The following is a 24057-nucleotide window of genomic DNA, read 5'->3' on the forward strand; positions in this document are numbered from 1 at the left end:
TATGGCCTGACCGGTAACGCGGGCGGCTCAGGCGCGGCCCGTCAACCAACTCCTCAACCGCTGTTCACAAAGCTCGATCTCGGCCTCGGGCACGAATTCGTCCTGCTTGTGCGCGTACAGCGGGTCGCCGGGCCCGTAGTTCACCGCCGGCACGCCGAGCAGCGTGAACCGCGCCACGTCCGTCCACCCGAACTTGGGCTGCGGCTCTCCCCCGACCACCTGCAGGAACGCCGCCGCGGCCGGCCGCTCGAGCCCCGGCAGCCCGCCCGGAGCCGAGTCCGTCACCACGACGTCGTACCCCTCGAACACCTCGCGCAGGTGCGCCTCGGCCTCCGCCTCGGACCGGCTGGGCGCGAAGCGGTAGTTGATCGTCACCGTGCACAGATCCGGTACGACGTTCCCCGCGACGCCGCCCGTGATCGCGACCGCGTTCAGCCCTTCGCGGTACTCGAGCCCGTCGATCGGCACCCGCCGCGGAACGTACGCCGCCAGCCGCGCAAGCACCTCGCCCGCCGCGTGGATCGCGTTCGACCCCATCCACGACCGGGCCGAGTGCGCACGCTCGCCGCGGGTGGTGACCTCGATCCGCATCGTGCCCTGGCAGCCGGCCTCGACGACGGCGTTCGACGGCTCCATCACGACCGCGAACACGCCCTCGAGCAGCTCGGGGTTGGAGCGGGTCAGCTTGAAGAGACCGTTGCGCTCGGCCTCGATCTCCTCGCAGTCGTAGAAGACGTAGGTGACGTCGCGGTTCGGCTCGTCCAGGCCCGCCGCGAGCCGGAGCGCGACCGCGACGCCGCCCTTCATGTCGCAGGCGCCGAGGCCGTGGATCAGGCCGTCGGCGCGGCGCGCCGGGAGGTTGTCGTTGAGCGGGACGGTGTCGAGATGACCGGCGATCACGACCCGCTCGGCGCGCCCGAGATCGGTCCGCGCGACCACGGTGTTGCCGTGCCGGAACACCTTCAGATGCCCGTACGCCGACAACGCCTTCTCGACCTTGTCCGCGAGCTTCTCCTCGGTCCCGCTGACCGATGAGATGTTCACCAACGCCTCGGTCAGGTCTGGACCGGATGCGGTCAGGTCGAGCTTGGTCATGAAGACTCCTCCGGCGGCAGGAACACGCAGAACTCGTTGCCCTCGGGGTCGGCGCAGACGTGCCAGCCGATCTCGTCGTCCTTGGGCCGCAGCAGTGTCGCACCCGCGTCGAGCACCGGCTGCAGCGCGGGCGCGGTGACATCCCAGTGCACCCGGTTCTTCACCGTCTTGGGCTCGGGCACCGGGACGAAGACCCAGTACCGGAACGGCAGGCCGGGCACGTTCTCGAGCCAGAAGTACGGCGTACCGGGCCGGCTCATGAAGTCGCCGCCGACCACGCCTGCCCACCAGCGCGCCTGCTTCTCCGGCTCGGCCGAGTCGACGATCAGCTCCATCAACCGGTACGCCGGAACCGTGTCGCGGACGAATCCGCAGAACTCCCCGCCCTCCGGATCCGTCATCACGGTCCACTGCTGGTCCTCGGAGGCCGGGATCAGGACCTTCGCGCCCTCGCGCTCGAGGTCCTCGATCGCGCCGGTGATCAGGTCGAGGTGGACCCGGTTCTTGACGGTCTTGGTCTCCGGGACCTTGCACATCCAGATCGTCTTCTCCGGAGCGTCGCCGACGAGCACGTTCGGGTTGTCGGCCGGCGCGGTCAGGCCGATCACCCGGCCCCAGAACGCGACCATCTCACTCGGCGACGAGACGTCGACACACAAGTCTTTGAAACGCGCGATGGTCATGACCGACAGGCTATCCGGCGTGCCGTTTGCGGTAGTGACGGTTCACCCGCTCCCGGTTACCGCACGACGCCGAGCACCACATCTGCCGCGGATCGTCCTGCAGGAAGTACTTCACGCACCGAGCCGCCGGGCAGGCTCTGAGCCGCTTTTGGTCCGGGCCGGTCAGGAAGTCGATCGCCGACCGCCCGACCGCGGCGATGAGGTCGTCGGTCCGGCCGGCCCATCGCAGTACCGGTGCTTCATCAGCCGGCCACTCGAGCTCCCTCGCCCCTAACCGCTCGGCCGCGCGGTTCACCGCCCGCACCGCCACGTCCGCATCCATCAACCGGTCCGCATCCGCCTTGCTCGGCGCACCCGGCGCCACCGCCCGCGCGAACAGTGCGCGCACCGCCCGCCGGATCTCCACCAACCCCCGCCACTGAGCTTCGTCCATGCCGACTCCCGGGGTTTCCGGAAGGAATTCGCCGCCGGCTGCGAACTTTGTTCCGGAAATCGCAGCCGCTCCGGGGCCGAACAGCGGTCGGCCGAGCACCTCCGTGACCAGGTCCTGGTGGCCGGCCAGCCACGCCACTGCTTCCGTCGGGGTTGCGAGCAGATCCGCGACGCCGCCATGTCCGTCGTGCTTGATCGTCGCGGCGAGGGCGAAGGCCAGCGTGCTCATCCACCGATCCTAATGGGAAACCTGCTTGCTGCCATGTGAATACTTCGCCTAGGGTCTCGAAGCGTGACCGATCTCCGCACCCGGCTGCGCGCCGTACCGACGCTGACCGGCACTCCACCCGCCTGGAATCCAGCGCTTGCTCCCGCGACGCCGCATCCGTTGTTCGTCGAGTGGCTGCTGGGCGCGATCGACGAACAGGTGCCCGAGCCGTGCGCCATGACCCTGTCCACGGTCCGCGCCGACGGTCGGCCGAACGGGCGCGTCCTGATCCTCAAGAACGTGACGGATGACGGCTGGCAGTTCGCGTCGACGTCGACCAGCCGCAAGGGCGACGAACTCGCAACGTCGCCGTACGCCGCTCTCACGTTCTACTGGATCCCGCTGGGACGGCAGGTCCGCGTACTCGGGACGGTCGAGCTCGCTTCGCCGGACGATTCGGCGCGGGACTTCCTGCTGCGGCCGGAGGCGGCTCGGGCTGAGGCCTTGGTCGGGCGGCAGAGCGCCGTACTCGCGGATCCCGCGGACATCGACGTGGCGGTTGCGGAGCAGGCCGGGCGGATCGCTGCGGAGCCTGGGCTGGTTGCGCCGAACTGGACGCTGTACACAGTGCGCGCCGAAGAGGTCGAGTTCTGGCAGGCCGATCGGGATCGCCGGCACACGCGGCTGCGCTACAGGCTCGAAGACCAATGGACAAAGGAGCTGTTGTGGCCCTGAACGAGGTACATGCTGCCGCCGACGCACTCCTCGCGCTGGCCGCCGACCTGGACGACGCGACCGCCCGCGGCGATTCGGCCCTGCCCGGTTGGTCCCGCGGCCACGTCATCACGCACATCGCGAACTTCTCCGAGGCGATGACCCGTCAGGTCGACGGGGCGCTGGATGGTCGCCTGATCGAGATGTACGACGGCGGCCGCCCCGCCCGCGACACCGCCATCGAATCCGGCGCCGACCGCTCCGCCGCCGACCTCCGCACCCACCTCACCCAGGCAGTCACCACCCTGCTCGCCTCCTGGGACAAGGTCAGCCCCACCGACTGGCCCCTCCCCATCCTCCACCGCAACAGCAACCTCTCTGCCGGCCTCCAAGCCACCCGGCGAGAACTAACCATCCACACCACAGACCTCAACCTGGGCCTCACCCCCACAAGCTGGTCCCCGTCGTTCTGCCTACACCTCCTGGACTTCCTCCGCCCCCGCACCCCCGACGGCACCCACCTCGTTCTCACATCCCCCACCGCCACGTGGGAAAACGGCTCCGGCGAGCAGATCGTCCTCACCGGCAACCTCACCGACCTAACCGCCTGGTACGCCGGCCGCCCCACTCCCGGCCCGATCACCGGCCCAGCACTGCAGCTCCTCCCCTGGCCCTAGGAACAGCAGCGGACCTCGCGCACTGATCAACCGCGAGCATCCCCCACCAAGACGCACAGCCGAGTGCGCCCTCACGGCCGGCGAGCTGGTTGGTGAATGGCTGGGATCCGCAGCTGTGCCACAGTTCGACGATGGAGATCTCCGCGGTAGACGGGTCGGCTGAACTCGCGAGCATCACCGCGACGCTCCTCGCGCAACTGCCAACCTGGTTCGGCATCCCCGAGGCCAACACGGAGTACGTGAACGCGGCCTGCGACTTGCCCGGGCTGGTAGCCCGCGCCGACGATGAGCCGGTCGGCATGCTCCTCTATCGGAGGCATTTCCCGCAGGCCTCCGAGATTCACCTGATGGCGGTCGCACCGAACTGGCACCGGCACGGCATCGGCGCGGCGATGGTTCACCGGCTGGTGTCAGACCTGCGCGGCTCCGGCTGCCAGTTGCTGCAGGTGAAGACCCTCGGCCCGTCCCGGCCGAACGCCGGCTACGCAGCTACCCGAGCGTTCTACGAGGCAATGGGCTTCCTGCCGCTCGAGGAGCTGACCACGCTCTGGGGAAACAACCCTTGTTTGCTCATGGTCATGCCGCTACGTCCTTGAGCTTTCCGGAAAGAAGTCGTCGGTGGGTGACTACTTCTTTCCGGAAAGCGGAGTCAGCTGACGGTGAAGTCGTCTGTCTGGATCCACGTGTCCAGGTTGGGGGCGTTGAAGCCGGCGTAGACGGTGACCTCGTGGGTGTTGGCGGGGATCTTGACGGTGACCTCGTGGTGGACGTAGCCGGTGCCGGCCCCGAACGTCGTGCTCGCGAGGTCCGTCGTACCGGCGCGGACGCCGAAGCGGCCTTGGTCTGCTGGGAGGTTGGCGGACGCGTTGATCCACGAGCCGAAGGTGTACGTCGTACCCGGTGTGACCGGGACCGTCTGGTAGAGATCGCTGAAACCCGTGCAGGTACAGCGAATCCAGCCGTTGTTGGCACCCGAATGCGCGAAGCCCAGGCCGCGGTCGACGCCGTTGGCCGCAGTACCCTCGAAGAGCCAAGCAGGCTTCCCGCCGCCGGTGCCCTCGAACCCGCCGTCCGCCAACTGCGACACGTACCGGACCGCCAGCTCGGACACCGTCGTGTACGAACGCGTCCCGCCAGGCAACCCGATCACCCGCACCCCATCGGTCTCCTGCACCGGGAACGTGATCGTGTACGTCGTGTTCGCCCCGGCCGACGCATCACCCGGGTACGCAGGCGACACCGTCTGCGACCCGACCTCGACCCATGCGCCGCCCTGCTTGACCTGCACCCGCGGCCGCCCCGTGAAGTACCCGCCCTCGGCCGACACCGCACCCGACGTGAACTCGACATTGTTGACCTTGTGCCGCGCCGGCCATTCATACCCCCACCACGACGTGCCCTTCACCTCGTCGTCGAAGTCCGACTCGCTGCCCGTCTTCGCCCCGTCGTTCATCAACGCGAGACTGCCGGAGTTCGTCGACTTCGAGATCGCGACCGCACCCGACGCCGGCGCCGCGAGGTTGTCGGGACCCGGCAGGTTCGTCGCCGGCGCGTTGGTCGAGGGCGTGATGACCAGCTTGCGCAGGTTGAAGTTGTAGACCGACGTACCGATCCCACCGCCGCCGCACGGGCAGACGTTCGCCTGGATATACATCGTGTTGCCGTCGGGCTGAACGAACTTCGACGGGATCGTCACGCCGTACCCGCCGTACTTCGACGTCGACCACGGGTACCCGCCGAAGTCCTTGCTCATGAAGTGTTTCCACGGACCCCACGGCGTCGGCGACTCGTAGAACTCGAAGGTGTACTCCGTCCACGAGGTGTACACGTACCGCTTCTGCTTCGCGAGATACGTGACGCCGCCCTGGCTGATCACGCTCAGGTTGGACGCATTCGTCCCGTACGTCTGCGCGTACAACCGCCGCGTGTCGGTCAGCACCGGCTTGCGATCTGCGATCTTCGACGACCATCCGGCGCCGGTGTAGAACTTCCACGCGCCCCGGTCCTGCACCTTGTTCTTAGGAACCCGCGCCAAGAACACACTCTGCGGATCGGCAACCGTGTCGTCGAACGAGTCCCGCCAGTTCCCGTCCAGCCCGTACGCGTACACGTACCCGTCCGGCGCCAGCGCACCGCCCTTGCCGAAGTCCGCGAACCAGATCGTCGTGAAGACATGGTCCGAGAACATCGGCTTCGTCCTGTCCCAGGTCCAGGTCTTCCCGTGGTCCGTCGACTTCAGGATCGTCGCGGCCGGTACGTCGTTGAAGTCCAGCGCCAGGTCCTGCACCGCTAGGTACAACGTGTCGCCGACGCAGACCATCCCGGTCGGCTTCCGGTTGTATCCGGCGCCGCTCCAGATCGATCCGACCTGGTCGCCCTTGGAGATCGTTGCCCCGGACAAGTTCCCTGGCGTGCCGTTGATCTCGCTGACCGCGATGTCGGCGAAGTCCCCGTCGGTACTGAAGCCCTTGCCGTCACCGTTGGCGGCGTACAACTTGTCGTTGCCGGCCCAGCAGGACGGCCAGAGGTCGCCGTCGCTCTTGCTGGCCGTGCCTTTCGACTCCACCTGCGCGGTCCCGACCGAGCCGACTGAGCCGACCGAGCCCGCCATGCCATACCGTTTGGTATGGTCCACCGATGGCGCCGTACCATACGGTTTGGTATGGCTGGCCCCGGCCGGCGTGGCGGAGGGTGGTGCCGACTGGCTGGACTGGGTGAGGAGGGTCGCTGTTCCGAAGACCAGCGGCAGGACGGCAAGCAGTGCCCCACGTTTCATAGCGGTTCCTTCACTTGAGGCCGGTCGTCTTCATTGCGTCGACCAGGCGGCGCTGGCCCGCGACGAACACCACGACCGTGGGAATGGCCGCGATCACGGCGGCCGCGAGAATGAGGTTCCAGGCCGAGGCGTACTGCCCCTGCATACCGGAGACGCCGAGCTGGATGACGCGCAGATCCGGATTCCGGGTGATGGTGAGCGGCCAGAGGAATGCGTTCCAGTTGGCCAGGAAGAACAGCACCGACAGCGACGCCAGCACCGGCCGGCTGAGCGGCAGGATGACGCTCCAGTACCGCCGCCAGTAGCCGCAGCCGTCGAGATCGGCCGCTTCCTCGAGCTCGCGCGGGATATTCAGGTAGTACTGCCGGAGCAGGAAGATGCCGAACGCGTGGAAGATGCTCGGCACGATCAACCCGGCGTAGCTATCGAGTAGACCTAGTTGCTTTGCCACTAGAAACAATGGAACTAGTATCACCGGCAGCGACACGAGCAGCGTCGACATGATCCCGGAGAAGATGATCCCGCGCCCCGGGAACCGCAGCCGGGCCAGCGCGTACGCCGCCATGCTGTGGAAGAACAGGGCGATCACGGTGACCGTCACCGACACGATCGCGGAGTTCAGCATGAACCGCGGCATCGGGATCTTCAGCAGCACGTACTGCAGGTTGTCCAACGTCCAGGTCGACGGCCAGCCGAAGTTGAACACGTCCTCGGCCGGCTTCAACGCACTGATCAGGATCCAGATCAGCGGCGCGACCGCGATGATCGCGAGAACGTGAGCCAGGATCGGGAAGAACCTAATCCTCATCGAAGCGACCTCCTCGGGTGACGCCGAACATCAGGCCGGTACAGATGACGAGGATCGCCACGACGACGGTGGTCAGCGCGGCGGCGTACCCCATGTTGTTGAAGGTGAACGCCTGCTCGTAGATGTAGAGCACGACCGTGCTCGTCGCGCGGGCCGGACCGCCCTTGGTGAGCACGAAGACCAGGTCGAACGCCTGCAGACCGGTGACCGCGCCGATCGTCGAGTTCACCACGACGAAGAAGCTGGTCGGCCTGAGCAGCGGCCAGATCACGTACCGGAATCGTTGCCAGGAGCCCGCACCGTCGATCTGCGCAGCGTCCTCGAGCTCCTTCGGCACATCCTTCAGGCCGGCCAGGAACACCAGCATCTGGTATCCCATCAGAAACCAGACGCTGATCACCACATAGGTGCCTAGAGCAAGGGACGGCGTACCGAGGAACGACACGTCGCCGAGGCCGAACGGCGCCAGGATCTTCGAGAGCGCGCCGCGCTTGTCGACCAGCAGGAACTGCCAGATCAGGCCGACCACGACCAGGCTGACGACGTTCGGCAGGAAGAACGCCGAGCGGACCCAGCCGATGCCCTTGAAGTGGTTGCGGACCAGCATCGCCAGCGCGAAGCTCACCACGAACGCGAGCGGCACGAACGTGACCACGTAGATCCCGGTGACCTTCAGCGAGGCCCAGAGCTGATCGTCCCCGGCCATCAGCTTGTAGTTGGCCAGGCCGACGTACTGATAGTTGCCGAAGCCATCGACCTTGAAGAACGCGACCCCGAAGGCGAGCACCATCGGGATCGCGACGAAGATCAGCAGACCGATGGTGTCCGGCGCGAGGAAGGCGTACGCCGCCAACGCCTCGCGCCGTTTCCGCGTCATCCCGGCCTTGGGCTTCGCTCGCGCTTTCACGGCGGGCTTGGACGGAGGGACTGTTGTCGTCACCATCAGCTGATCGGCGCGCCCTGGTAGGTCTTCAGGAACGTGTCGATCTTCTCCGCCGCGTCGGCCGCCGCCTTGGCCGGATCGGCCGCGTTCAGCTGGCAGGCCTGGATCGCGTCGGCGATCGGCTGGTACACCTCCGGTGGGAACCGCGGCTCGGGCTTGCCGGTCGGCGCGATCTGGCTGACGAACTTCTTCAGCGCGCCGTCGGCGAACGCACCCTTCGCGTCCGCGGCCTCCTGCACCGACTTGCGCGGCGGCAGGTTGGTCTTCACCACGGTGTTCCACTGCCGCTGCCGCTCGACGCCGGCGGCATCGGTCGAGCCGAGCGCCCACGCGATGAACTTCGCCGCAGCCTCCGGGTTCTTGCCCTTCGAGTTGGCGACGAACGCCCAGCCGCCGAGGTCGGTGGCCGCCGAGCCGCCATCCGGCGTAGGCAGCGGGATGATGCCGTACTTGAAGGTCTTCGCCTTGGTCCGCATGTCCGCGACGGCCCAGATCCCGCTCTGCTGCATCGCGGCCGCGCCGGAACCGAGGTTCGAGACCACGTCACCGCCGCCGTCGCCGAGCGCTTTGCGCGGGGCAACCTTGTTCTTGATCGTGTCGCCCCAGAACTTCAGTGCCTGTACGGCGGCCGGCGAGTCGAACGCGGACTTGCCGTCCTTGATCGCGTTGCCGTCACCCTGCCACATGAACGGGTACCAGGTGAAGTTCTGGTAGTAGCCGGGCAGCGTCTCGAACATCACGCCGTACCGCTTGCTGTTGGTCAGCTTCTGCGCGACCGCGATGGTCTGGTCCCAGGTCTTGGGCAAGTCGGCCTCGGACAGGCCGGCCGACTCGAACGCAGCTTCGCTGTAGTACATCGCGAGCGGCTCGATCTCCATCGGCAGGCCGTACACCTTGCCGTCGACGCTGCGCGCCTCGAGCAGGCCGGGTAGGTAGTCCTTCTTGGACTCGTCCGGCAATGCGGATCCGAGATCCTGCAGTACGCCGCCGTTGTAGTAGCGGAGGAAGTCGCCGGGGCTGATCAGGAAGATATCCGGGCCCTGCCCCGACTGGAACGCGGTCTGCAGGGTGGTCCCGTTCAGGTAGTCCTTGCCGGGGATGTAGCGCAGCTTGACCTTGACGTCGTTGTTCTTGTTCCACTCCGCGACGGTGTCGACGAACCACTTGCTCTGCGGACCTTGGTCGTCCGACGGACCGTAGAAGTTCCAGAACGACATCTCCTTGGCGTTGCCGCCGGAGTCGTTGCCGCCGCAGGCGGACAGCAGCGGTACGCCGGCAGCCGTCGCGGCGAAGGCGCCCAGACCGCCGCGCAGGACGGAGCGGCGGCTGAGCTGCCGGGCAGGGAAGGGTGTTGCGGCCATCAGGTGCTCCAGGGTGGTGTGTTTCGGGCGGGGATTCGGGGCGGCCAAGGGGCAATCGATTTCTCGCAATCTACGATCGGTGCCCTGATCGGTCAAGAGCCGACGCGATGGCGATGTGATCAACCTGCTGCGATTCCCGCGTATGGACAAGGGTTTCGACCACGGTGCAGCCGTTGACACCGGCCGGGCTCGCTGCCTAATCTGCGGAAATCGATTTCTGAGATGAGAGGCGCTGGGATGCCAGTTGTGCCGAACCGTGCGTCCGCCCACCGCACGGCCGACGAGCTGTCCAGGGACCTGGTCGCACGAGGATTACAGGCGGCGCGCGACGCTATCGAGACCGAGGCCGCAGCCGTCTCGGCACTCGCGGACCGTCTGGACGGGGTCTTCCTCGACGTACTGCTCGCGGTCGCTCAGTGCGAAGGCCACCTGGTGGTGACCGGTCTCGGGAAGTCCGGTCTGGTCGGCCGGAAGATCGCCGCCACTCTGGCGAGCACAGGTACACCGGCCACGTTCATCCACTCCGGCGATGCGCTGCACGGCGACTCCGGTGCGGTGACGTCGCGCGACATCGTCATGGCGCTCTCTGCATCCGGTGAAACCGCCGAGGTGTGTGCGTTCGCGCGGATGCTGCGGGAGCGGACGATCCCGGTGATCGCGATGACCGGTCGGGAGGAGTCGACCTTGGCCCGGCTGGCGACGTACACGCTGGACACCATGGTGCTGCGCGAGGCGGATCCGCTGAACTTGGCACCGACCGCATCGACCACGGCCTCACTGGCGATGGGCGATGCGTTGGCGTGCGCTCTCGTCGTACTGCGGTCGTTCAGTCATCACGACTTCGCGCAGTTCCATCCATCTGGTGCCTTGGGCAAGCGTCTGGCTGAGGACCAGGCATGAACGATGTCTGCGTGCTGGGATCGTTCATGAAGGATCTGGTCGCATCGGCGGAGCGGCGGCCGTTGCCGGGTGAGACGTTGCACGGGACCGGGTTCGCGGAGTTCCTCGGCGGCAAGGGCGTCAACCAGGCAATCGCGGCGGCGCGGATGGGTGCGCGGACGGCGATCGTCGGCACGATCGGTGAGGACCGGTACGGCGAGGAATTCCTCGAGTTGCTCTCGTCGAACGGCGTCGACACGTCGTGGATCGTGCGGCACCCATCGCTGGGCACTGGCGTCGGACTGCCGCTGGTGCTGCCGGACGGCGGGAACTCGATCATCATCGTGTCCCGCGCGAACGCGGCGATCACCGCTGCGGATGTCGAGGCCGCGGCCGAGGTGCTCGTGTCCAGCAAGGTGCTCAGCGTCCAGCTCGAGCTCCCGGTCGAGGCGAGCCACACCGCCCTCCGGCTCGCCTCGACCGCGGGCGTCACCACGATCCTGACCCCGGCTCCGGTCGGGCCGGTCGATCCGGGGTTGGCGGCGTACGTCGACATCCTGGTGCCGAACGAGGTCGAGGCGGGGGCCCTCACCGGGCTCGACTGCGACGACGAATCGCAGGTGCCGATGATCGCGCGCAAGCTCGCCGAGGACTGGGATCTGCGTGGTTGCGTCGTCACGCTCGGCTCGCGGGGTGCTTTCGTCCTGGACCGGGCGGCGGGCTACGAGGAACGGGTCGATGCTTATGAGGTCGCGACTGTCGATACGGTCGGCGCGGGCGACGCCTTCTGCGGCACACTGGCCGCATCGCTGGCCGACGGGGCCGGGCTCGTGGACGCCGTACGCCTCGCGAATGCCGCCGGAGCGCTGTCGACCACCGTCAACGGCGCCGCTGATTCGGCGCCCGGCCGCGCTGCTGCCCTGGCGCTGCTGGCCTCGGCCGCGTCATGAGATCCTTTGTGCCCGCGGGCCGCCGTTGCTCGGTGGTCCGTGGGTGCAACTGCGGGGATCGGAGTTAGAGTGCGATCCAGACGACCATCGGATCTCCAGCGGGGAGCGGGTATGACGACGATCTACGACGTCGCGCGTAGGTCGGGGGTATCTCCGGCGACGGTGTCGCGGGTCCTGAGCGGCCGGCGCAATGTCGACCCCGAGCTGTCCGAGAAGGTCCGCGCCGCGGTCGCCGAACTCGGCTACCGCCCGAACGGCGTCGCCCGGAATCTGCGCAAGTCCTCCACGAACCTGTGGGCCGTCGTCATCTCCGACATCGAGAACCCGTTCTTCACGTCGTTGGTGCGCGGGCTCGAGGATGTTGCGCAGACCGAGGGGTACCACGTCGTACTGTGCAATTCGGACGAGGATCCGGCGAAGGAAGCGGCGTACGCATCGGCCGTGCTGACCGATCAGATGGCGGGGGTGGTGATCTCGCCTACGTCGACCGCCGAGGGCGTGCAACTGCTGGCGGACGCGAAGATCCCGCTGGTGATGATCGACCGTCGCGTTGAGGGGGTCGAGGCGGACACCGTTCTCGTCGATAACGAGCATGGAGCGTTTGAGGGGGTCAAACACTTGATCGACGGCGGGTACCAGCGGATCGCGTGCATCACTGGTCCGCGCAAGGTTTCGACTGCCATGGATCGGCTGAGCGGTTATCGCTCCGCTTTGCGTGCTGGCGGGATCCGGTACGACAAGGATCTTGTGCGGCATGCGGACTTCCGTGAGGCCGGCGGGTACGCCGCCATGGAAAGCCTGCTCGAGCTGGCCGACCCGCCTGAGGCGTTGTTCGCCACCAACAACCTGATGACCGTCGGCGCGCTGGAATGCCTGGCCCGCAAAGGCCTCCGGGCCCCCGACGACATCGCAGTCGTCGGCTTCGACGACATCCCCTGGGCCGACCTCGTCGTACCCAGCCTCACCACCGTCGCCCAACCGACGTACGAACTGGGCCGCACCGCCGGCATGCTCCTCAAAGACCGCACCACCTCCCCCGGCCGCCCACCCTCCACAGTCACCCTCCGCACCGAGCTCCACATCCGAGCCACCTCAGCCCCGAAGAAGTAACCGCGGACACCAGCCAAAGGACACCGCTTCGCGGCGACAGTTCTTTGGCCGCCTCCGGCGGCGTGCGAGATCGCACCCGCAGGCGCAGGCCCCGCCGCGGGCAACTGTGGTGACGCGAGGACTGCAGATCGGACACCGCTTCGCGGCGGCTGTCCTTCGGCCGCCTCCGGCGGCGAGCGAGACCGTATCAGCAGACGAACGCACCGCCGCCAAGCAACTGTGGGGACGCCTCAGACACGGCTCCGCCCCGACACCTGCTCCGGCCCGCCCCGACATGCCGATCCGGACGAATGGCAGCGCCGTCTCGCCACGTACTGCGCGATGTGCATCCCAGACGACCGGCAGCCAGGCGCTGGTCGATCTTGGTCACGCCAGCGGTGGGGAAGAGAACGCTTCCGGCTTGAAGCACGCGTCGATCACCAGCGCATCCTCCGCCGAACTGCTGTCGAGCAGCGATCTTTCCTCGAGACTCAGACACGGAAGCTAGCGACGTCACTCCACTCCCAGTACAGGCGATCCGCCGCCTCTTCGCCATCAAAGTAGTCCATGATGGCCTCCGCGTCGGCGCCGAGCGGCACGTCGATCGCCACGTGCCGATCACCACTCCACTCGAACAGCAGTCCCGCACGCGAAACCCGAGCATCGATCTCTGCCTTGACTACGCGGATCTCCCCCGCATCCAGTTCCGCGATCAATGCCCTCAACGCTCGACTCCCAGAAGGATTGACGAGCTCGATCACGGCACTCTCAGCCGACAGCCGCACCGTGTCTCGCAAGGCCAGACCGTAGGCCCGGAACGGGATACAACACAGAACGGCCTCGCCGTCATCGCCGATCCGTCGCAGCCAAACCTGCTCCACCTGACCTTCGAATTCGAACGGAGCAAGATCAATCCGTGCAATGTAATTACTCTCACCACGAAGCGCGGGCTCGTCGTGCACGATGAAACTGATCGCATCCACCTTGACAGACGTCCTCTCCAGCTAGAAGTTGCCTTTGGACAGCGGCATGACCGCCGGCACCTGCGGCCGTATGCAGGCTTGAGCGTCCTTGCGGGTCGGGCCTTGTGTGCTGTTCATCGCACCAGCGCGGCTCCGCGGCAGATGTTCGAAACCCTCGTGAATTGGCGATCAGGACAGAGCGATGAGTTTGCGTCACGGCCGCTCGATGCCCAACTGCGGATCATGGCTGCCAGCGCGAGCGCCGCCGAGCGTCCGACTTCTGGCCACCGTGGATCCGCCATGAAGACACTCGCACCTACATCGCCATGCTCGGCGAGCAACGCATCGAGGAGCCGCCCGAGAGTTCGGAGTCGCCCGATCTCGTCTCCTGGCACCAGCACGGTCCCTATCGAGTCTGCCGGATCAGGGAGCACAGCTGTGTCGTCGTACAAGACATGGACGTGGTAGTCGAAATCGTCGTACTGCCCGGGCAGGAACCCTTCGCCGCGGATCCATGCGCGCTCTTGATACTCAGCGTCGGACAAGACAGCAAGCGAGTCCAGCACGTCACGCCGCATCCGCTGAAACCGGACCACATCCATTCAGCCTCCGCCAGCTCTCTTCATCTCACGGCTTGCCGTCGGATCGAGGACGTAGAACCCCATGCGTCTCACAGCAGTTGTCCTCGCTGCGGCGGTAGACACAGTTGTCGTCAACTGGTCGATCACACAAGCCATGAGTCGACCTCTCTGAGGGAAGGCCCGAGCAACTGCCGGAGAGCCGAGCCCGGTTGGCCTGGGTCCGGGATCATCTCGACACCGCTGACCGCGATCAGCCCACGCACATCCTCCGGGCCGCGCAAGTACTCGCGTTCAAGCCAATTGAGGATCGAGCTACAGATGTCCCGATCTGAGTCGACGCGGGCAGCAAGCCAACGCACGACATCGGCCAGCACGAGGTGCGGAAGGATCTCGCCTTCGTTGTCCTCCAGGTGCTCCGCCAGGACCGGAGTGAGCTCCCGGTACTCGTCAACCAGCGCGCCGATGGCAGCCACGGTGCTGGCACTCACGGGCGCCCCGCGAGTTCATCAGCGGACCTTTGTGCGACCGTAGCGTTCTCGGTCCGGATCCCATCCATGGTTGCGCGGTCCCAACTCGGTTCGGATTGGCCATGCCCCTTGCGGAGGTTGTCGACGAGGTTCCAGAACCCGGTACTCCGACATGCGGAGTCGAGCCCCCCTCTTGAATCTACAGTCGCCACGAGTGATTGTCCGGCAGCGGTTGGGTCAATCGCCCAGGAAGCGCAGCTCGGACGCCGGGCTAAGGCTGCCCTTCTCGCAGAGGGCGACGAGCTTCTCCAGCAAGGGGCGAGCTTGCTCCAGAGCGCCCGGCGCGAGGCGCCGCACCTCGTCCGCTAGCGCGCCCAACTCCTCCCCCCTCGAACAGCTCGTCGCCAAAGGGATCTACGCGCCCGAGCAGCGGGGTAACCTGCCCCCCCTTCGTCATCCCGAAGGGATGCCTCGACGTAGTCCCACCACTCCTCAGCCCCGTCGACCAGGTGGCCGTTGATCCAAAGCTGAATTTGGACCGCCATCGCGATCAGCCCCCAGACTCTTCATCTCTATGTCGCTGCGCCGCCTGCGCCGTCAGCCGGAACGGTGGTGGGCACCAACCAACCAGCCAGGAGGTCCATTACATCGAGGACCTTGTCCTCGTTTGCGGGTGAGACCAGCCCTCGGATCTGCTCCAAGTCCTCCAGAACGGCGTCGGTGGTGGCCTCATCCAGCATGCACTTGACGACGGCTCGGAGACGGTCGCGGCCTTCGGGGTGCTCCACGTCGGCCAGCAGTTGGTCTCGGCGTTCGGTGGCCACAGATGAATTTAGTCACGAACATGCCAGCTCTCCGGATGCTACGTTCGTGGAGGGAAACCCTTAGGAGCCCCCCGTCGGGATGAGTCTGAGAAGGCTCTCGGATGAGGGTGGTGGGTTTGGTGGGCGTTGGTTCGGGCGGTGGTTGGCAGGAATTGGGGGCCGCGGAGGTTGGGCGGCGGTTGGGGTTGGCTGCTGGGGTGGTGGAGCGGCTCTCGTCTGTTTGTGGGGTGGGTGGGCCGGAGGTGGTGCTGCCGTCCGATGAGGGTGTGGGACGGCTGTGCGGGAGGTTGGGGATCGAGCGGGTTGATCGGGACTCGTTGCTGGATGCGCGGCCCGATGCGGTTCGCCAGCCTGAGCTTTGGTGGGTGCTCAGCTGTTCTTATCGGCTGTTGCTGGCGCAGATGGGGCAGCGGCGGCGGGGAAATCCTGCTTGGGCGGCGTTGCCGGACGAGACCGGGTCCGTCGGGCGGCACTTGTTCGTGTGGGCGTTCCTGGCGGTTGTACCGCATGTGCGTGACTATCACGCGACGATCGGGCTCAGCGACGACGAGTCGTGGGATTCATTGCTGGCGCTCGGCGAGGAGTTGGCTTTGTCGCGACGGCTCACTGGACGGGCGGGGTTGGACGCGACGTGGGGTTTGCCGATGGTGTTCACGGGGGTTGGGTTCAGGCTGGGGCGGTTGGCGTTCGAGCGGGAACCACGCCGTACCGATGGGGATGCCAACGATTTTCTTCGGGCCGGCGAGAGTGCGTTGAACACGCATGTGCCGGCCAGCGGCGAGCCGTTGAGTGAGGCTGCGTGCGATGCGTCGTTCGGTCGGGCTGCCGAGGTTGTCGAGCAGTTCGCCGAGAAGGTGGTTGGGTTCGCTTGTCATTCATGGCTGATGGACACGCAGCTGGCGGAGTACCTTCCGGCGTCGTCGAACATCATGCGGTTTCAACGTCGCTTCAGTCGGTTCGGCGAGCGGGTCGAGGCCGATTGGGCGCCGCTCGAGCATGTGTTCCATCGGCGGTACGACGGACCGCGTGTGCCTGCGTCTCTACTGGACGAGCTGCCGCAGCGGACCACGCTGGAACGCGCAATCGTGAGTCATTTGCGGCGGGACGGTCACTGGTACAACCAGACCGGGTGGATCCGCATCGTCGCGCGCTGAGGGTTGGCGGCAACCTGCTGGGGTCGCGCGGATGCGCTGAGCGTCGGGGGGAGCGCTGCGCGATGTGCCTCGCAGGACCGACCGTACGGGCGTGGTTTGCGGCGGGGCGGACGCATGCGTTCCACACCAGCGGGCCGCGTGGTGCGCTGAGCCGACGATGCAGTGCGCGCGTCAGCGGAGCCGGCAGATAAGGTTCCGCCGCGAAGCGATGTCCTCTCTCGTCCGGTGGAGCCCGCCGGCCAGGGCAGATCCGACATGCCGCCCGCAACAGTTGAGCGCGCGGACCGCGTGGACGTGTCGATACGGTCCGCGCGCCGGCGGAGCCGGCCAATTAGACAGCCGCCGCGAAGCGGTGTCCTTTCCTCCGGTCGTACCCGCCGGCCAGGGCAGGTCCGACATACATCCCGCAACAGTTGAGCGCGCGGACGGCGTGGATGTGTCGATGCGCTCCGCGCGCCGGCGGAGCCGGGCAACAAGACAGCGGCCGCGGAGCGGTGTCCTTTGGTCGGTGTGCGGGTTAGTTGAGGAGTTCTATTTGGGTGAGGGGGGTGGGGGTGGGGAAGGTTAGGCGGTAGTGCTGGAACGTGGCGGGGTTGGGGATGGTGAAGGGGCGGGTTTGGCGGGGCCAAGGGAAGGTCTGGTTGGTGCGGGTGTCCAGGGCGGTCCAGGTGGTGCCGTCGGGCGAGCCCTCTAGGTGCCAGGTGGTGGGGGCGGCTCCAGAGGCGGGTGAGGTGAGGGTGTAGAGGGTGGGGGTCGCGGGTGACGGGAGCGTCCAGCTGACGGTCTCGACCTCGGTGGAGGTCGTCGAGGTGTCGTCGAACAAGGGGTTGTTGGGGTCGCGGGGGATCAGGTCGACTAGTGGGGTGGGGATGGCGTCGTCGAGGGTCAGGGCCGGCGGGGAGTCCAGGGTGGCCCAGTCTGACGGGGTGGCGCCGAGGGTGAAGTCCAGGTGCTCGGCTGCAGCCAGTTCGGCGGCGGTGATGGATGCTGTGGGCAACGGTTTGCCGTCGACCAGGACGTCCTGGACGTAAGGGTTTTCGACCCCGGAGGCGGTGACGGTCAAGGGTCGGCCGCCGAGGGGTGTGACCACTGTGCGAGGGAAGAGCGGCGAGCCGATGGCGTAGTCGGGGGCGCCCACGCGGAGGGGGTAGAGGCCTAGCGCGGCGAAGAGGTACCAGGCTGACATTTCGCCGTTGTCCTCGTCGCCGGGGTAGCCCTGGCCGATTTGTTCGCCGACGTACAGGCGGTCGAGGACCTCGCGGACGATTGCCTGCGTCTTGTGCGGGGCGCCGGCGTAGTTGTACATCCAGGCGATGTGATGGGCGGGCTGGTTGCTGAAGCCGAACTGGCCCATGCGGACGGCCTGGGCCTCGAGCATCTCGTGGATGACGATCGAGTACGTGCCCTTCTTCACGGCCAGTTCCGGCGTGGAGAAGAACGCATCGAGTTTGGCTTCGAGGCCGCGTGGGCCGCCGTACAGGTTGGCGAGGCCGCGTGGGTCGTGGGCGACGTGGAAGGCGAAGTTCCAGCCGTCGGTTTCGGTGAAGTCGCCGCCCCACTCCTCGGGATCGAAGTCGGCAGGTGACTTGGCGAAGGTCCCGTCCGCCAGGCGACCCTGGAAGAAGTTCACCGCCGGGTCGAACAGCAGGACGTAGTTCAGCGAGCGGCGGCGCAGGTACTCCGCTTCCTCCAACAACTGCGAACGCCGATCAGGAAACACCTCAGACAGCTGCAACGCCATAGACGCGAGCCCGAAGTCGTTCAGGTACGCCTCGAGCGACCACGACACGCTTTCCTCGGTGTCCGTGCTCACGTAACCGGCGAAGAACCCTGTCTCCACGCCCTTGCGCCCGACCTCGGTCGCCTCCGGCGCGACGGTCGCGTTCCGGAGCCCGGCGTCGTACGTCGCCAACGGGTCCGGCAACTCGACGCCCTTGAGATACGCGTCGGCGAACGACACGTCCGAACTCGTCCCGGTCATGCAGTCGGCGTACCCGGGCGAGGACCACCGCGCGATCCATCCGCCGTCGCGGTACTGCTGCACGAACCCGTTGACCAGCTCGCCGGTCAACGCCGGATAGAAGAACGCGTACGCCGGCCACGCGGTCCGGTACGTGTCCCAGAACCCGCTGTTCACATACATCTTGCCTGGCTTCACAACAGCATTCGACAACCGATCGGTCGCCGTACCGTCGACAGGAAGCACCGGGCTCGCATACACGTACGACGGCTCGTCCAGCGTTCCTGAGTTCTCGAAGTGCGAGTTCGGGTAGAGGTTGAGCCGGTACAGGTTGCCGTACACGGTCCGCAGCTGCGGCGGCGTCGCGCCCTCCGGCCGGATGACCGCGAGTCGCTCGTTCCACGCGGCGTTGGCCGCGGCCTGGATCTCCTCGAACGTCCCGCCGAGCTCCAGCGACAGGTTGTGTCGCGCCTGGTCGACCCCGATGAAGGACGTTGCCATCCGCAACGTCACCTGAGGTACGTCGAAGCTCGCGGCCCGCGCGTTCTCGCGACCGCCGGACGCAGGACCGAAACCGATCGGTTCAATCGAGAACTCGCCGTAGCAGAACATCCGCGTCCGCCCGAACTCCGCCCCGTTCTCGACCCAGCCCGCGAGCGCGGTCCCGTCGTACGAGAAAGCGCCGTTCTCGTCGATCGTGTCGAAGACCAGGTGCCGCCCCGCAGCGTCGGCCGGGAACGTGAAGCGGAAGATCGCGCCGTGGTCGGTCGGCGCGAGCTCCGCGCGTACGCCGTTCGCGAGCGCGACCGAGTAGAGGTCCGGCCGCGCGACCTCGTCGTCGTGGCTGAAGGCAACCGCTCGCTCGACAGGATCGCCCAACGGCGAGGCCGCCGCGACCGGCATGATCGTGAGCTGATCGCGATCGCCCATCCACGGACTCGGCTGGTGCGAGAACGTGAGGCCCTGCAACTCGGGGCGGTTGTCCGCGTTGTTGGCGCGGTGGTACTCGTACGGCCAGCGGTACGTCGACGCGTTGGTCACCGGGGTGAGGAAGTTGAACCCGTTCGGCCAGGCGGTGATGGGCAGCGTGTTGCCGCGCGAGAAGTCGTGGCTGGCGTTCGAACCGCGGCGGGTGTCGACGTACGCCGCAAGGTCCGTGCCGTCCGGCTCGACCGGCGCCGGCCCGACCTCGACGTCGTCGATCCACCCGACGAACGCATGCCCCGCCTCAGGCGCATCCACCACGAGCAGCACGTCCGCGATCGTCTTCCCGGCGTACGCGGTCAGATCAACCTGCACGTCGTTCCACTGGTCGGCGTACAGGATCTTCGCCGAACCCTGCCCCGCCGCATCGGCCGGCTTCCCGTACTGATCAACCCCCGCCGACCGCGCCCCGTCCGCGAAAACCAACTCCACCGCGACATAGGTAGCCGAGTAGCTCAGCTCCGCATCCAGCTCCGGATAGACCTTGTACCGCAACCGGTCACCGGCCTGGACCACTCCCCCGACCCCCGGCAGCACAACCTCCTGCCTCCCGCCGGAAGTCCCGGAGTACCGAGTCCCCTCCACACTGCTGAACCCAGCCCGCGCACTGGTCGGTCCACCTGGTCCACCACCGGTCTCAATGATCACGGCGCAATGTTACGTATCAGTGCGGCGGCTCGGGAGGAACGTTTCCGTTCTGGACCCAGGCGATGTAGTCGCGAGCGGAGTCTGCATCTGGGCGGAGGTGGAGGCCGGCGGTGAGGGCTCGGGTGTTGGTTAGTTGGAAGGTGCCGTCGTTGGTGCCGTTGTGAGGGAGGTGGAAGCGGTCCTCGGCGGGGTGCCAGTCGACGGGTGGGGGCTTGGGTACGGCGGAGCGCCAGGCGTTGGCGAGGTCGGTCATCGTGTGGGTGGGGCCGACGGCGTTGTAGGGGCCGCACAGGCCTTCGACTGTGAGGTGGAGGAGGAAGGCGGCCAGGTCTCGGGCGTCGATGTACTGGATGGGTTGGTCGGGGCGGGCGGCGCATTCCATCGGAAGGTCGTGGGCGAGGGCCCAGCCCCAGTTGCCGAAGTCGGGGTTGTAGGGGCCGACGACGAAGCCGGAGCGTACGGCGGCGGCGCGGTCGCCGAAGGTGGCGGTGAGCAACGATTCGCAGCGGACCTTCGACGGGCCGTAGAGGTCCATCGTGAAGTGGTCCTCGGGCGCGCCGTCCGGCCACGGCAGCAGCTCGGCGTACTCCGTCATCCCGGGCGTGATCTTGCTGGCATAGACCGCGATCGACGACATGTAGGTGTAGAAGCCGCATCGGTCGCGCAGCAAAGAGGCGCTCAACGAGACGTCGCGGACGAGGAATCCGGACATGTCGATCACACCGTCCCACTCGCCCGTGGCCAGCACGTCAGGCGCTGAGCGTTCGCCGACTAGGCGGCGTACACCAGGAAACAGGTCCGGGTTCGTCTGGTCGCGGTTGAAGAGCGTCACATCGTGGCCGGAGGCAAGCGCTGCCTCGACGACGTGGCGGCCGAGGTTCTTCGTGCCGCCCAGGACCAGGAGCTTCACGACAAGGCTCCGACGACGTCCGCGAGTTCGGTGAGCAATCCGTCGATCCAGTTCACCGAATCAGGGATCGTCCGCAAGCCCTCCTCGACGATGAATCGCAACGCCACCAGGTAGAAGCATCCCCCGCCGACCAGGAGCTGTCGTTCGACCAAGGACAGATTGGTGCCTGCAGCATCGATGTAGCGGGCAACGATCGGGGCGCGGTCGAGGCCGAGGGACTCGGCGTCGCGGAGCAAGGTATAGAGGTCGCTGAGATGCGGTGCCAGATAAGCCCCGGGCCAGTCGATCGCAGTCCAGTGCATGCCGTCGGTGACCAGGTTCTTCGGCACGAAGTCACCGTGTACGACGCCGACCGGAGCGTCCCGGTGCAGCGCGGCCAACGCCTCGGTCAGCGGGCTGAGGTCGAAGTCGATCCGCCCGATCCGGTCCGCCATCTCCTTCACGCGCTCCGGCGGGAACTCGCTGTGCTGCGGCGCCTCCCGCGACCGGATCGCCGCAGCCAGCTCAGCGGCCGCAAGGAAGCCGGAAGCACTCGGCTCCTGCTCCAACGTCACCCGCCCGACATCCGCCAGCACCAGCACGCCCGCTCCCGCAGAACGATGCCGGTGCAGCAACGCGGGCGCCGGCAGGTCAAGTGGTACGACGAACCGCTCGTAAGCGTCGGCCTCGTCCGCCTGACCGTCCGTACCGCGTTTGACGATCACGCTGCGCAGCCCGAAGGACAACCTCCACACCTCGGACGACCCCCACTGCCGCAGCAACTCCCCGTGCAGCTCGGCGAGACCAGGCGCCTTCGTAGCCTCGAGAACCGGATCCGACACGACCTCAAGCCAGGCGGGAAGCATCCGAAGAGTAGACCACGCCGCGCGCCAGACCGCCGCCGAATTAGGGTGTAGCCATGACCGAGAACGCCGTGCATGCCTGGGGCTTCGGCCTTGCGACCGTGACGACTGCTGGAGACGTCCTCGACGTCTGGTACCCGGCGCCCGCGCTCGGAGCGCGGCCCGAGGACACCAAGGCGCCGGCCGAACTGATCGCCGCCGAGGGCCACGACGACCTCCGGCAGGTGCGCCGTGAGGTGGTGACGACCCAGATCGTCCTGGACGACGCCCCGAGCGGTACTGCGGACGCGTACCTCCGCCTGCACCTGCTCAGCCACCGCCTGGTCCGCCCGCACGGCGTCAACCTGGACGGCATCTTCGCCGCCCTCCCGAACAACGCCTGGACCTCCCTCGGCCCGGTCCCGGTCGACGAGATCGAGAACGTCCGGCTGCGGGCGCGCGCCGCAGGTCAGCACCTCGGCGTGACCAGCGTCGACAAGTTCCCGCGGATGACGGACTACGTCGTACCGTCCGGTGTCCGGATCGGTGACGCCGACCGCGTCCGGCTGGGCGCGCACCTCGCCGAGGGCACCACTGTCATGCACGAGGGCTTCGTGAACTTCAACGCCGGCACGCTCGGTACGTCGATGGTCGAGGGCCGAATCGTCGCCGGGGTCGTGGTCGACGACGGCAGCGACATCGGCGCCGGCGCATCGATCATGGGCACGCTGTCGGGCGGCGGCAAGCAGGTCATCTCGATCGGCAAGCGCTGCCTGCTCGGCGCGAACGGCGGGACCGGCATCTCGCTCGGCGACGACTGCGTGGTCGAGGCGGGTCTGTACGTGACCGCCGGCACCAAGGTCACGCTCCCGGACGGCACCGCGGTGAAGGCCCGCGACCTGTCCGGCCAGCCCGGCCTGCTCTTCATCCGCAACTCGGTCACGGGCGCTGTCGAGGCCCGGCCGCGTAAGGGCGAGGGCATCACGCTCAACGAGGCGCTGCACGCCAACGCCTGACCTGTACGAAAGTATGACTTTGCCAACAAACACAGACCTGCACACGTCAACCAGTTCGTGATCGGCGAACTGGAACCTGTCCCCCGCCCTCGGACGTTGGGAGCGGTATGCCGGTGAAGCGTGGTGCCCTTGTGGCCGTGGGTGCCATTGGCGTGCTCAGCCTTGCCGTCGGCGTCGGTATCGCCTGGCTGGGCGGCAAGCAGGTGGGCAGCCTCCTGCCGCCGCGCGAGCAGTGCACGGCGACGGTGAACGGGCAGATGGTCGTGCTCGACTTCGAGCAGGCCGAGTCGGCGGCGATCATCGCGGGCACCGCCGTACGGCGAGGTCTGCCGGCCCGCGCGGCCACGATCGCGCTCGCCACGGCGTACCAGGAGTCCGACCTGCGCAACCTGGCGCACGGCGACCGCGACTCGCTCGGGCTGTTCCAGCAGCGGCCGTCACAGGGCTGGGGTACGCCGACCCAGGTGAGGGACCCGTACTACGCGACCGGGAAGTTCTACGACGCGCTGGTCAAGATCAAGGACTACCAGACGCTCGCGATCACGGTCGCCGCGGACAAGGTGCAACGCAGCGCGTTCCCGACGGCGTACGCCGATCACGAGGCGGACGCCCGCGTCCTGGCGTCCGCGCTGACCGGGCAGTCGAAGAGCGTGTTCAGTTGCACCGTGAACACCGACTCGGCGCCTGCGGAGAAGGTGGGCGCCAACGGGCTGACGCCGCGCGCGGATGCCGTCCGGAAGGATCTGGTCCGGACGTTCGGGAAGCTGTCGACCGGCGGGTACGCCGCTGGCGGGGTCTCGACCGGGCACATGGAGGGGTCGGCGCACTATGACGGCCGGGCGGTGGACGTGTTCGTCCGGCCGATCTCGGCGGCGCACACCACGAAGGGCTGGGCGATCGCGCAGTACCTGGTCGCGCGGGCCGACCTGCTGAAGATCAAGACGGTCATCTTCAGCGACAAGATCTGGACCGCCGGCGGTCGGTCGGACAGCGGCTGGCGGGACTACACACCACCGGAACGCTCGGGTGACCCCAAGATCCTGCGCCACCTCGACCACGTCCACGTGGACGTGCTGGACCAATAGAAATGGGACGCCCGACCGGGCGTCCCATTT

The 24057-nt window shown here is 67.1% G+C and carries 23 protein-coding genes; 9 read left to right on the top strand and 14 right to left on the bottom strand.

The annotated features are described in order from the left end of the window. Positions 1-27 precede the first annotated feature (27 nt). The 3 genes from dapE to EV645_RS04790 are packed head-to-tail and all read right to left on the bottom strand — an operon-like array spanning position 28 to position 2439. Entirely contained in the window at positions 28-1095 is a 1068-nt protein-coding gene (gene dapE / locus EV645_RS04780; protein ID WP_130440116.1) for a succinyl-diaminopimelate desuccinylase, read from the bottom strand. Next, positions 1092-1778, bottom strand: a complete 687-nt coding sequence (locus tag EV645_RS04785; protein ID WP_130440118.1) for a VOC family protein — start codon at positions 1776-1778, stop codon at positions 1092-1094. The genes dapE and EV645_RS04785 overlap by 4 nt, the downstream gene beginning before the upstream one ends. A 10-nt stretch (positions 1779-1788) precedes the next feature. Then, the gene (locus EV645_RS04790) at positions 1789-2439 is read right to left on the bottom strand and encodes an ABATE domain-containing protein (RefSeq protein WP_130440120.1); all 651 of its coding nucleotides are present in this window, start codon (positions 2437-2439) and stop codon (positions 1789-1791) included. 63 nt (positions 2440-2502) lie between these two features. Between EV645_RS04790 and EV645_RS04795 the strand changes: the two genes are divergently transcribed. The 3 genes from EV645_RS04795 (at position 2503) to EV645_RS04805 (ending at position 4405) form a co-directional block, all read left to right on the top strand. Then, complete coding sequence (locus EV645_RS04795) at positions 2503-3153, top strand: pyridoxine/pyridoxamine 5'-phosphate oxidase (RefSeq protein ID WP_130440122.1); 651 nt, start codon at positions 2503-2505, stop codon at positions 3151-3153. Next, positions 3144-3809 (top strand): maleylpyruvate isomerase family mycothiol-dependent enzyme, encoded by a 666-nt coding sequence (locus EV645_RS04800; protein WP_242000213.1) that lies wholly within the window; start codon positions 3144-3146, stop codon positions 3807-3809. The genes EV645_RS04795 and EV645_RS04800 overlap by 10 nt, the downstream gene beginning before the upstream one ends. A gap of 131 nt (positions 3810-3940) precedes the next feature. Continuing rightward, on the top strand, positions 3941-4405 hold the full coding sequence (locus EV645_RS04805; RefSeq protein WP_130440126.1) for a GNAT family N-acetyltransferase: 465 nt from the start codon (positions 3941-3943) through the stop codon (positions 4403-4405). Between the two features lie 53 nt (positions 4406-4458). Here EV645_RS04805 and EV645_RS04810 read toward each other — a convergent pair whose 3' ends face one another. The 4 genes from EV645_RS04810 to EV645_RS04825 form a co-directional block, all read right to left on the bottom strand. Next, positions 4459-6444, bottom strand: coding sequence for a DUF4185 domain-containing protein (locus tag EV645_RS04810; protein WP_206751442.1), 1986 nt, complete (start codon positions 6442-6444; stop codon positions 4459-4461). A gap of 151 nt (positions 6445-6595) precedes the next feature. After that, complete coding sequence (locus EV645_RS04815) at positions 6596-7393, bottom strand: carbohydrate ABC transporter permease (protein ID WP_130440128.1); 798 nt, start codon at positions 7391-7393, stop codon at positions 6596-6598. Beyond that, positions 7383-8300 (bottom strand): carbohydrate ABC transporter permease, encoded by a 918-nt coding sequence (locus tag EV645_RS04820; RefSeq protein WP_206751443.1) that lies wholly within the window; start codon positions 8298-8300, stop codon positions 7383-7385. Before EV645_RS04820 ends, EV645_RS04815 begins: the two co-directional genes overlap by 11 nt. 35 nt (positions 8301-8335) lie before the next feature. Beyond that, positions 8336-9697 carry an ABC transporter substrate-binding protein gene (locus tag EV645_RS04825; RefSeq protein WP_130440132.1) on the bottom strand — a complete coding sequence of 454 codons (1362 nt, stop codon included), beginning with the start codon at positions 9695-9697 and terminating at the stop codon, positions 8336-8338. Positions 9698-9934: 237 nt separating this feature from the next. Here EV645_RS04825 and EV645_RS04830 point away from each other — a divergent pair, with 237 nt between their 5' ends. The 3 genes from EV645_RS04830 (at position 9935) to EV645_RS04840 (ending at position 12636) form a co-directional block, all read left to right on the top strand. Further along, positions 9935-10597: a KpsF/GutQ family sugar-phosphate isomerase gene (locus tag EV645_RS04830; protein ID WP_242000214.1), complete on the top strand. Its 663-nt coding sequence runs from the start codon at positions 9935-9937 to the stop codon at positions 10595-10597. Next, positions 10594-11526 carry a ribokinase gene (locus EV645_RS04835; RefSeq protein ID WP_130440134.1) on the top strand — a complete coding sequence of 311 codons (933 nt, stop codon included), beginning with the start codon at positions 10594-10596 and terminating at the stop codon, positions 11524-11526. The genes EV645_RS04830 and EV645_RS04835 overlap by 4 nt, the downstream gene beginning before the upstream one ends. Positions 11527-11637: 111 nt before the next feature. Further along, complete coding sequence (locus EV645_RS04840) at positions 11638-12636, top strand: LacI family DNA-binding transcriptional regulator (RefSeq protein ID WP_130440136.1); 999 nt, start codon at positions 11638-11640, stop codon at positions 12634-12636. A 470-nt stretch (positions 12637-13106) separates the two neighbouring features. On the opposite strand, the gene EV645_RS04845 is transcribed toward EV645_RS04840, so the two are convergent. From EV645_RS04845 to EV645_RS04860, 4 genes are all read right to left on the bottom strand, one after another. Next, positions 13107-13598 carry a DUF4265 domain-containing protein gene (locus tag EV645_RS04845; protein WP_157997003.1) on the bottom strand — a complete coding sequence of 164 codons (492 nt, stop codon included), beginning with the start codon at positions 13596-13598 and terminating at the stop codon, positions 13107-13109. Positions 13599-13711: 113 nt separating this feature from the next. Beyond that, positions 13712-14179 carry an SCO4402 family protein gene (locus EV645_RS04850; RefSeq protein WP_130440140.1) on the bottom strand — a complete coding sequence of 156 codons (468 nt, stop codon included), beginning with the start codon at positions 14177-14179 and terminating at the stop codon, positions 13712-13714. A 122-nt stretch (positions 14180-14301) separates the two neighbouring features. After that, positions 14302-14646 (bottom strand): DUF7674 family protein, encoded by a 345-nt coding sequence (locus EV645_RS04855; RefSeq protein ID WP_130440142.1) that lies wholly within the window; start codon positions 14644-14646, stop codon positions 14302-14304. A gap of 551 nt (positions 14647-15197) precedes the next feature. Next, positions 15198-15449, bottom strand: coding sequence for a hypothetical protein (locus EV645_RS04860; protein WP_130440144.1), 252 nt, complete (start codon positions 15447-15449; stop codon positions 15198-15200). Between the two features lie 227 nt (positions 15450-15676). On the opposite strand from EV645_RS04860, the gene EV645_RS41755 reads away from it, so the two are divergent. After that, positions 15677-16603: an acyltransferase domain-containing protein gene (locus EV645_RS41755; RefSeq protein WP_157997004.1), complete on the top strand. Its 927-nt coding sequence runs from the start codon at positions 15677-15679 to the stop codon at positions 16601-16603. Positions 16604-17120: 517 nt separating this feature from the next. On the opposite strand, the gene EV645_RS04870 is transcribed toward EV645_RS41755, so the two are convergent. The 3 genes from EV645_RS04870 to EV645_RS04880 are packed head-to-tail and all read right to left on the bottom strand — an operon-like array spanning position 17121 to position 21950. Continuing rightward, positions 17121-20195 carry a GH92 family glycosyl hydrolase gene (locus tag EV645_RS04870; RefSeq protein WP_130440149.1) on the bottom strand — a complete coding sequence of 1025 codons (3075 nt, stop codon included), beginning with the start codon at positions 20193-20195 and terminating at the stop codon, positions 17121-17123. A 16-nt stretch (positions 20196-20211) separates the two neighbouring features. After that, positions 20212-21105 carry a Rossmann-fold NAD(P)-binding domain-containing protein gene (locus tag EV645_RS04875; RefSeq protein ID WP_130440151.1) on the bottom strand — a complete coding sequence of 298 codons (894 nt, stop codon included), beginning with the start codon at positions 21103-21105 and terminating at the stop codon, positions 20212-20214. Further along, complete coding sequence (locus EV645_RS04880; RefSeq protein WP_130440153.1) at positions 21102-21950, bottom strand: phosphotransferase; 849 nt, start codon at positions 21948-21950, stop codon at positions 21102-21104. Before EV645_RS04880 ends, EV645_RS04875 begins: the two co-directional genes overlap by 4 nt. A gap of 53 nt (positions 21951-22003) precedes the next feature. On the opposite strand from EV645_RS04880, the gene dapD reads away from it, so the two are divergent. Both dapD and EV645_RS04890 read left to right on the top strand, forming a co-directional pair. Beyond that, positions 22004-22942: a 2,3,4,5-tetrahydropyridine-2,6-dicarboxylate N-succinyltransferase gene (gene dapD / locus EV645_RS04885; protein WP_130440155.1), complete on the top strand. Its 939-nt coding sequence runs from the start codon at positions 22004-22006 to the stop codon at positions 22940-22942. A 137-nt stretch (positions 22943-23079) separates the two neighbouring features. Beyond that, complete coding sequence (locus EV645_RS04890) at positions 23080-24027, top strand: VldE C-terminal domain-containing protein (RefSeq protein ID WP_242000215.1); 948 nt, start codon at positions 23080-23082, stop codon at positions 24025-24027. Positions 24028-24057: the final 30 nt, after the last annotated feature.

Origin of the sequence: Kribbella rubisoli (assembly GCF_004217145.1) — a bacterium.
Lineage (GTDB): Bacteria > Actinomycetota > Actinomycetes > Propionibacteriales > Kribbellaceae > Kribbella > Kribbella rubisoli.